Origin of the sequence: Bradyrhizobium iriomotense (genome assembly GCF_030160715.1) — a bacterium.
Taxonomy (GTDB): domain Bacteria; phylum Pseudomonadota; class Alphaproteobacteria; order Rhizobiales; family Xanthobacteraceae; genus Bradyrhizobium; species Bradyrhizobium iriomotense.
Genome location: NZ_BSOW01000052.1, coordinates 42,425 through 52,241, shown reverse-complemented (window position 1 = coordinate 52,241; position 9,817 = coordinate 42,425). Strand labels below are relative to the sequence as shown.

Here is a 9,817-nt window from a genome sequence, read left to right as displayed (position 1 = left end):
CGGGTGGCTGTCAAGGATGACAAAGGTGATCCGGATGAAGCGCTTCTTGAAATTTGCTTCCGTAAGCTTCGAATTCTGCCGCCGATCGGCAAGCAGATGTGAGCTGGCGCGTCTTCTGGATGACGATGCTCAATCGCTCCACGCCGAATGCGCCGCCGCAAACGGCGCTGACGGATCCCGAAATAAAGCTTCTCGATCATTTGGTGAAGGATCGGGGCGCCAACCGCGCTCAACGAACCACGATCTCCCACTACGTCGTCAAGATCGCGCGGCTCGGGGGATACCTGGCACGGGCCAACGATCCACCTCCAGGAAATATCGTGATCTGGCGCGGACTATCGCGGCTCACCGACCTCGAATCGGGGGCCGCGCTCGGGGCTAAAATTATGGGTAATTGAAAGTCTCCTCGGAGGCTTACCAATGCGCGAGGGGCGTGTCTTATTGTTCAACAGGCCGTCGCGGCTCTCCTGCAAGAAATCTTTCTGCGAGCGCCGCGCTCAACAAGACGATCACCACGCGCCAGACTTCGTAATACCCGCGTTGCGATCCCGCATGAGCGCCTCCAGCCCGAGGCGCATGTGTAACAGTTATGGAAAGCGGGTGCGCATGCACAAGACTCGCATGCAATCGGCTTCCAAGGAATTCCGAGCTGCAGATGGCTATGCCTGCCTGCTACCCTGTTCGAGCCGAAAATTGGCGGGACTTTTTGTCGTTCGCCGGTCAACCCAAAGTCGCCGATGAACCTCGCTTTAGGACTCTCGCCGACCGCGCCCAGCATATGGACGAGCTGTACCAGTACGTGGAACGCTGTACCGGAGGACAACGGCTGAATGCTGGCGCAATCGCGTCAGATGTTCTTGATATGCCACTCTGCGAAGCGCAGAAACCACGCGCAGCTTCAAAGCAGCATCTCCGAAGATACCTTTCGCCAAGAACGTGGCGTTGCGCCCCATGACCGCGACTACTAGCCAGATTTCCGGTGCGGACTTGTCCAGGGGCTCCGAGTATCGACCTAAGGATGGCCCGTCGGCCGTTTGCTCGATTACTTGAGAGATGCCTGCCCCCTCAACGTCTAAGGCGAAGTGGCGATTAATGCGGCTGGCAAACGTACGATTCGGCGCGGACAAGCGGGAAATGACTTAAAAGACAATCTTTCGAACGAGCTATCATGCCTGCGATTTGATAAAATTTCGAGCTGGAAAAGTCGGCATGCCGACGGCGCTGAAACTCTCGCCGTGGGTTGCGCCTGTTCACATTGACCCGCTCATCCGTTTCGAACGTTGCGCAAATCGAAGGACTTGCCTCCGCAAAGCCGGCGAAGTCGAGATGGCGGTAAACAAGCGCTGACTGCATAGACATTCTCGGAGTACGCAAGCAACTGCAGGCCGAATAGATAGGGTCTCCCGACGCGTTGGCGCCACCGAACGTCGCGCATTAGTGGAACGTTGCCGTGGGCCGGTTGCATCTGACCGACTCTGGCTACTTAAGCGCAGCTTTGGCGAAATGGATGAGGTCCAGAACCGGGAGGGAAGTGATGCTTCGGATCGTCTCCCGAAAGTCAGGCACGATCATGCATTCGATCACCAGAATGCCGACATCCTTAAGAACGCCACGGTCGGCGAACGCCTCAGCTAGCCGGTCGGCGAACTGCTGTGCCATCCGCTCTTTGGTCCAACCGCCCGGCTTTTGGTAAGCGGATAGGCAGGTCCACGACTTACTCCATTCCGTGAGGTCGCCCACATTCAGGAAGCGGAAGCGCTCCGAACCGGGATGATCTTCCAGTAGTGACACGAGCGGCTCCGCGTCCCAGGTGATAATGCCGACTGGCTTATTGGTCATCCGCAGAGCAAGGCTCAGGAACTCAAGTCCGCTGGTCAGCGTGGCAGTCGATGTTCGACCATACAGATGTTTTCGGGATGCCCACATGTAGCCGCAGCCGCCAATGATCAGCTGAACCTGTGCATCTAGTCGGGCGGCCGCGTCGAGGATGCCGCTAACGGCTTCGGGTGTCGGCACCTTATTTGCCCCGCTGTCGGCGCCTTTCGCGATCACGCTCTGGAGCGGCAGATGCCGCCAGAGCGATGGATCTCCGATCGAGAACGGCATTAGGTCGTTTCGCTCGATGAGTTCCGCTGACGACCCCTCCATCGCGTGCGCGGAATCTAGTTGAATGATTCCTAGCACCGGCTCCTTATTCGTTCCCATGTCTGTCCCTCTTCTTCAGCGTCAAGGCGCGCGAGAGCATAACTGTATATCCACACTAGCATCTAGAAAAGATCATTCTCGCCGCCGAGTCCGGTCACCGTCGAAAAGATCTTTTCTTTAAGCGTAGCGACGCTTCCCTCATTCAGCAGCGATACGGGTGCCGTGGATGCTCGCTGCACTTAAACTCCGCACCAAATCCACTTCTGTTGCTCGTTGAATTCCGATTGAGCTTAGATTTACTTCGTTAGAGGCAAGCTGACCTTAGATCGCATAATGGTGGAGGTTATCATCTCCAGCAAGAACTCGGCGATGTTCTAGATCCCGCTGGATTCGTGCGATGCAAGCGAGAACATTTGCCTCAACCTCCTAACTCTCAGCGGCTCTTGGCGAGGCATTACATTTCGCCACAAACGTACCGCCTTCGACACCGCCCTAACCATCCTAGCCAATCTGTTCGTCCAAGCACGTCTGGGGGCTAACTCACGGTGAAGCTTTCAAATGCTGCTCGCAGTCAACTGTGTGCCGGAACGGGCAGAAGTGATCTGAGTCTCGACGGTTAATATAGCTTCGTCGCGCGGATTCTCGGCGTAAAATCCGGATCCGCGAGTTTCCGTGCACATGCGCTCATGACTTTCGCCGGAAAACTGAGCGTTTTGTCCTTCGCGAGCCAAATGCGTGGCGTCGGCAAAAAGCTCATCGCTAGAGCGGAACGGCGGTGGGAGGAACGCCTAGCCCCGCCGAGTTGCGTATATTCCTCGGAAGCACCGCCGGTATGTGATCCACTCCCCCGGAAAGCTTTGTGCTTCGGCTTGGGCGCGCGATAATAGGGCGCAGTTCGTCAAAAAACATCGTTTTCCACCTGGCAGGCGCAGAGTTTCGACGAACAACGGCTTCGAATGTGTGCTTTCGGCTCGTGATCGACCTATTATGCACGAAACTCACCAAAGTTTCTGAATATTGTTCCGGGAAGTGGAGTCGCTGCCCATGAGTGCGAATACCGCCCAGTTCGGGGGTGCGGAATTGTCTCGGGTGTTCGAGCATATCGAGTCGAACAAAGGTCAGTTCGTCAGCCGTTTGCTCGATTACCTCAGGCACCCCAGTATCAGCGCCGAGAACATCGGCATGAACGAGGTCTCCGAACTTCTCGTGAGTATGCTGACAGGCTTGGGGTTCGAAGCACGCAGGATCCCGACGTCCGGATATCCAGTGGTGATGGGCCGTTGGGAGCGCACTCCTGGAGCACCGACGGTCTTGCTCTACGGCCACTATGACGTCCAGCCTGCGGATCCCCTGGAAGGTTGGATAAGCCCGCCATTTGACCCGACGATCCGAGATGGCCGCGTTTACGCACGGGGCGCCGGAGACAACAAGGGTCAACACTTTGCGCAGATCTTAGCCATCGAGTCACATCTGGCGGTATATGGTAGATTGCCGTGCAACGTGCTGATCCTACTGGAGGGCGAAGAAGAGATCGGAAGTCCCCACATTGCGGATTTCATTATGGCTAACCGCAATCAGCTCAATGCAGACTTGGTCGTAACAGCCGATGGCCCGCTGCACGAGTCGGGTAGTCCAATCATTACATATGGTGTTCGTGGTATCGTTTCCTTCGAGTTGTGGGCCCGGGCCGCCAATCGCGACGTTCATTCCGGCAACTTTGGCGGCATCGTCCCAAACCCTATCTGGACGCTGGTTCACTTACTGGCAACGATGAAGAATGCAGATGGGGAGATTACAATCAACGGATTCTACGACAACGTGGTCGCGCCAACAAATCTCGAGCGCATCGCCGCAGCACGGTTGCCGCAAGATGCTGAAGAAGTTAAGCGGGCTCTCGGCCTCGCAAAACTCGACAGTCCCGCCGATAGACCTTTAGCTGACAGACTAATGTTCTATCCGACACTGACGATTAACGGAATCCACGGAGGCTATGGCGGCCCCGGACCGAAGACGGTCTTACCGCACGAGGCCTTCGTCAAATGCGATGCCCGCCTTGTGGACCAGCAGAGCCCTGATGAGATCCTTAGCAAGATCGAGCTTCACGTAAAGAAACATGCTCCAGAGGTCGAGGTAGTCCGTACCGAGTCCACGCCACCGTCAAAGACGCCACTAGATGCGCCATTTTCAGAAGTTGTTCAGGCTGCAGTGCGTACTGCGCACGGCGTAGAGCCTCTCATCTTTCCAGCACTCGGAGGAACCTTGCCGGATTACGTCTTCACGAAGATCCTTGGCCGCCCCTCCTTTGTGGTGCCCTATGCCAACGCCGATGAAGCCAATCACGCGCCGAACGAGAATATCAAAATCGACTGCTTCATTAATGGAGTTCGCACTGGAGCGGCTCTCCTGGACGCCTTGGGCAGGTTTGGCTCAAGTGGACCTCCTCACTCTAGCCGTGAATTGGGAAAGCGTACCCAAACGTGATCAGCCAACGCCCACGCGGCCCCCACAAGTCACAGGGCGAGGTACTCGCCTTCCTGGAGACGCGCCTAATCGCGGGCTTTCGCACTCAGGAACTGGCTCGATCTGCGCCGAGTTCGGCATCGAGGTTCATCCCGGGACGGCTTGGCTATCGCTCCGGGTACTATCCCCGCTCGCTGATTACCCGGGTCGGCAAGATCGAGCTGAAAGTGCCGCAGGACCGGCAGGGGCGGTTCTCGACCGAGCTGTTCGAGCGCTGCCAGCGCTCAGAGAAGGCGCTGGTTGCGGCCTTTGCCGAGATGTACGTGCAAGGCGTCTCGACGCGGAAGGTCAAGCAGGTCACCGAGGAACTGGTGGGCCATGCCTTCTCGGCTTCGGCGATCAGCGCGATCAACAAACGGCTGGATGGGTCGCTGAAAGCGCTCTGCGAGCGCAAACTCAAGGAACCGTTCCCCTATCTGATCCTGGATGCGCGCTATGAGCGGGTGCGCGAGGACGGTATCATCGCGAGCCAGGCGGTGCTGATCGCGATCGGCGTCGACTGGGAAGGCCGGCGCCAGGTGCTCGCGGTCGAGCTCGCGAACCGGGAGAGCCGGTCGAGCTGGAAGGAGTTTTTGGAAGCCCTGAAGGCCCGCGGCCTGCATGGTGTCGAGTTTGTCGTCTCCGACAATCATCCCGGCTTGAAGAAGGCGATCGCCGAAGTCCTCGCCGGCGTGTTCTGGCAGCGCTGTTATGTGCACTTCCTGCGCAACGCGCCCGACTATGTGCCACGCAAGGTCGATGACAATTGCCTGCGAGCTGCGCTGGATGTACGACCGGCGCGATCTTGGCGAGGTGCGGCGCGATCTGGCGGCGTGGCTTGCCAAATGGGGCGGCAAATACCCCAAACTCACCGGCTGGGTCGAGGACAACATCGAGGAGACCTTGACCTACCTCCGTCTGCCGCTGGTGCACCGCAAGCACATGAAGTCGACCAACATGCTGGAGCGCCTCAACGAGGAGATCAGACGGCGCACCTACGTGGTGCGAATCTTCCCTAACGCCGAGAGCTGCCTAAGGCTGGTGCGGGCGCTGACCGTCGAGCGCCACGAGGCCTGGCTCGAGGACCATCGCTATCTGAACATGGATCTATTGAAGGAGCACAAGAAGGAGACGCTGCGTCAGGCGGCCTGACGGTGCTCAGGTCCACCAAAGGGATGGACGCCACCCCTCGCCGCCGCCGTCGCTCGCCAGCGCAGCGCTTGGGGCGAGCAAGCGACGGCGGCTCCGAGGGGATGGCTTGGCCGGACCCCATGATCAATTTTGCTGAACTTGACGCACAGAACTCGCCAAGCGAGTGTACCAGCTGATAAGAAGAGCGGCTTGTTGCTGGTCGGGCAGACAGGACGCCGCATCCGGCGAGCTCATGACGAAACGATCATGACAAGCCGCTTCAACGAGCGTAGGTGCTCAGATGCTCTTACCTGCTGGAATGGCAAGATCGTTCGGGTTGCCTTTGCCCCGGACGTTATGACCGCGAGATCACCAGCTGGGTGGGCGCTTCGTCGCAAAGTCACGATGGCACTGGCGCTCTCTGTTGGCCAGAAAACGGCTGCTGCAAACACGTGGGACACATCTCCTATGTCGATCTTATTGATCTGCCATCGCGTCTTCAAATCGCTCTAATTCGGAACCGCACAACTTTCACTGGAGAACGCGGATGAAAACGCCTCTTTGAGCTCGTTCTTCTGAATTTTTCCCATTGCATTTCTCGGAAGCGACGGCACAACAACAATCTTTTTTGGAATTTTGTACTTAGCAAGGCGCGAACTCAGATCCGCGATGACAGACTTCGCTTCGAATACTTCCTTTTCCTTAAGCTCGACAACCGCAATTACGCCTTCGCCAAAATCAGGGTGAGGCACTCCAATCACTGCGCAATCTCGCACTGCACTGAAGCTGACGAGACAGGCTTCCACTTCTCGCGGATAGACGTTGTATCCGCCTGTGATGATCAAGTCCTTATTGCGGCCGACGATCCAAATGCGGTCATGGCTGTCGATTCGCACTAAATCGCCTGATTTGAAGTATCCTTCGCGCGTGAATTCCGCAGCCGTTTTCTCAGGCAAATTCCAGTAGCCTTTAAAGACGTTAGGCCCTTTCACAACCAGCTCGCCCACTTCATCGACAGGAGCGAGCCCACCATCCTTGCGGAGAGCCACGATTGAGACGCCCGGCAATGCATACCCGACTGAGCCAGCAACTCTCTCCCCAGAAAGCGGATTGGACGTGATGACGGTCGTCTCTGTCATGCCGTATCTTTCTAAGATAGAGTGACCCGTTCGCGCCCTGAACTCCTCGAATGTCTCGGCCGACAGCGGAGCTGACCCGGAGATAAAAACACGAACGTTCTCGCAGAGCGCTTTGCTGAGCCGCTCGCTGGCAAGTAAGCGGCTGTAGAGTGTGGGGACACCCATAAAGATAGTTGCCCGCGGCAGGAGCGAAAGGACTTGCTCCGGGTCGAAGCGCGATAAGAACACCATGCTAGCCCGCGCGGCCAGCATAGTGTTGGCTGCGATGAAGAGGCCGTGCGCATGGAATGTAGGTAATGCATGCAACAAAGTGTCTCGTCGCGTCACGCCCCAGAAATCAGCCAAGGTCTCGGCACAGAACTCAAGGTTGCCATGAGTAATCATGGCGCCCTTCGGCCGTCCGGTCGTGCCAGACGTGTACAATATCGCGGCGAGGTCGTCGGAATCCCGATACACGAGTTGAACATTTCGAGTATTATTGGCGGCTTGCATCAAAGTGCCCGAGCCATCGCTTGCCATCGTGAAGCATGCGACGTTCGGCACTTCCATCGGCTCCGACGACACCAGCACTAGAGGGCTCGCGTCAGATAGAATGAGCTCGACTTCCGCTTGCGTGTAGGCTGTATTCATTGGAAGCCAAACTGCGCCTACTCTTAAGGTAGCTAGATATAGGCAAAACGAGTGAACAGATTTGTCGATCTTCGCACCCACACGATCTCCAGGCTGAACGCCGATATTAAGTAATGCGCTGGCAATATTGCTGATAAGAGTATCCAGCTTCGGTCGAGTCCAGGAGAAACCACGTTCATCGATGATGACGGGCGTGTTAGCATCGAAATCTTCGGGCAGGAGCCGCCGATAAACGTTCTCTCGCATGATCTTCAAATGATCCTTCTGTTCGGGATTCAGGCGGTGATGCTTTGCGCGCATGCCGTTTTCGATGGAGAGACACACACCGATAGGCCATCTCAGTTTCATCAGCTGTCCTCGCGCTGGATTGGGACAAGTGATAACGCCTTAGTACCGTTGCACGGACCCACTGCTTGCAAAGCGACGATGGGTGTACCGTCGACTGCGGATCATCGAGCAGATCCTCCAACTCTTCTGTCGAGGGTCGGAGCAGAGGGTCAGCGGCTCGATGAGCGAGCCCCGACTACTAACAAGCAAAATAGTCCTGAAAACATCGAAATGTCAGACTTTGCGCCGCTTCGCGGCATCTTTGGTCAATCCTGGGTCGAACTACGGCACACACATTCGTATTGAGCAATCCGCCGTGTCACGCGCAATCCCTCAAATGGCTATCAACGACCGCTTGAGCGATGCACTCAACTTTGAGCCGCCTCGCTGCTGACGCACAGGTTATTTGACCGCCGGTATTGGTTAAAGAGCGCAGCTGGAGCGTCGGCGGACTCGAATGTTTGCGCAGGTACCATAGGACTTCGTTATTGAGAGCCACCACTCACCACCAATCCCGGGGCTTGCAAATGAACATTGAGGCCCTGCCTGGCTTCCCCGTGCTTGACCTAAGCCGCATCCGCGGCTGCCCCTTTGCGTACGCCAGCCTGCCGATTTGGATACTAACGTGATTAGGCTCGATGCGTTGGCGGCCCACCGCCAGGTGCTGACTTTCCGAACCCGCATCGCCAAGGTATGAGCCTCAACCTCAAGGACGCGAGAGGGTTGATGTATTGATCTATTCAAGCGGTAAGCGAGGAAGGCCCACGTGATCGTGGAGACGTCTGGCGTCCGGCCAAACTCGGCATCGCCTATGCGCCCACAGTCAATCCACACTTGGCAAAAGGCGCAGCGCGCCTAGATATAACCTCGGCTCGTAACCAGCGTAAGCGTGGTTTTGCTCTACCTTCTCGCGACGCGTGAGATAGGCGAGGCTCACGGTTTCTTTAAGGCGATCTGCTTGTCGCTGCGTGAGCGTGCCGTAACGCGTGTCCAACATCTTCACGATCTTCGTCAGCTCCACGGTCCGCGCGTCCGGACCGCGTCGAGATCGGCATTCGCCGCCGTCAGTGTTGTGATCTCAGAGGCGATGCGGCTGTTCTCGGCGTCGAGTGCCGCCCGCTCTTCACCAAGGCGAACATCAGCGAATGGGCTTCGGCAGGATCGCCGAAAGCTCTGTAACGCGCATCGTCATCGCCGGCATTACAGCAGAGTCGCCGCCAATCCCCAAACTTTTTAGCCGCGCTGATTCAATTCGCCGCAGGTCGTCAGCCCGCCGGTTCCGGGCGCTTCACAGCGACTGACGCACCTTCGTCCAGTCCAGCCCGTCGATCAGCGCGAGCAACTGCGCCTGGTTTAGCTGCACCCGGGTCGGCGCAGTCTTCGGCCAGCACACACACCCAGTTGCCGTCCCACCAAACCGCCTTAATCCGATCCGCTCTTTTCGAACTGAACACGGACAGCGCGCCGCTGAATGGATCGGGCTCACCATCTCGCACCAGCGCCATCAAGCCGGTCGCTCTCTTGCGGAAGTCGACCGGCGCGCTAGCTACGTAAATCTGAGCGCCCGCCGGGATCAGCCTCCGAACCGCCCGGATTACGGCAGCAAGCCGCTCAGGCTCCACATCGCTGCTGCCGACAGGGACCACAACATCGCCGATCAAGATTTCCACCATGTCGCCCGTTACTGCATCAAATTGCGCGAGCCGCTTGGCCTCGCGCTGCAAAAACCGGCGCGACGAGTCCGAGGCCAGCGCCTTGCGTCGCCATGCAAACAAATGCGATGGATCGAGCCCGTGAGACCGCGCGATCACCGACGCGTTCGCCCTGGCAAGAACGTTCCCTTCGATCCGTTCCTTCGCCTCCAGCCACCAGGTACGGTAGCTCCGCCTCGGACTGCCCCTAAGCCGCTCGGGCGTGGCCGTGTCCTTGGAATCACTCATTACCAT

General features: G+C 57.5%; 6 protein-coding genes and 1 pseudogene. 3 read left to right on the top strand and 4 right to left on the bottom strand.

Annotated features, from left to right (window positions below):
- The first annotated feature begins 119 nt into the window (after positions 1-119).
- A complete protein-coding gene (locus QQL28_RS42025; protein ID WP_284275235.1) occupies positions 120-398 on the top strand; it encodes a hypothetical protein in 279 nt (92 codons plus the stop codon).
- A 1,081-nt stretch (positions 399-1,479) separates the two neighbouring features.
- Here QQL28_RS42025 and QQL28_RS42020 read toward each other — a convergent pair.
- Positions 1,480-2,205: a hypothetical protein gene (locus tag QQL28_RS42020; protein ID WP_284275234.1), complete on the bottom strand. Its 726-nt coding sequence runs from the start codon at positions 2,203-2,205 to the stop codon at positions 1,480-1,482.
- 984 nt (positions 2,206-3,189) lie between these two features.
- Between QQL28_RS42020 and QQL28_RS42015 the strand changes: the two genes are divergently transcribed.
- Both QQL28_RS42015 and QQL28_RS42010 read left to right on the top strand, forming a co-directional pair.
- On the top strand, positions 3,190-4,626 hold the full coding sequence (locus tag QQL28_RS42015; RefSeq protein WP_284275232.1) for a M20/M25/M40 family metallo-hydrolase: 1,437 nt from the start codon (positions 3,190-3,192) through the stop codon (positions 4,624-4,626).
- A 131-nt stretch (positions 4,627-4,757) separates the two neighbouring features.
- Positions 4,758-5,796 (top strand): annotated as a pseudogene (locus QQL28_RS42010) (IS256 family transposase); the annotation flags it as partial.
- 488 nt (positions 5,797-6,284) lie between these two features.
- Here the strand turns inward: QQL28_RS42010 and QQL28_RS42005 are convergent.
- The 3 genes from QQL28_RS42005 to tnpB form a co-directional block, all read right to left on the bottom strand.
- Positions 6,285-7,892 carry an AMP-binding protein gene (locus QQL28_RS42005; protein ID WP_284275230.1) on the bottom strand — a complete coding sequence of 536 codons (1,608 nt, stop codon included), beginning with the start codon at positions 7,890-7,892 and terminating at the stop codon, positions 6,285-6,287.
- An 802-nt stretch (positions 7,893-8,694) separates the two neighbouring features.
- Entirely contained in the window at positions 8,695-8,892 is a 198-nt protein-coding gene (locus tag QQL28_RS42000; protein ID WP_284275228.1) for a hypothetical protein, read from the bottom strand.
- 244 nt (positions 8,893-9,136) lie between these two features.
- Positions 9,137-9,811, bottom strand: coding sequence for an IS66 family insertion sequence element accessory protein TnpB (gene tnpB / locus QQL28_RS41995; RefSeq protein WP_284275227.1), 675 nt, complete (start codon positions 9,809-9,811; stop codon positions 9,137-9,139).
- Positions 9,812-9,817: the final 6 nt, after the last annotated feature.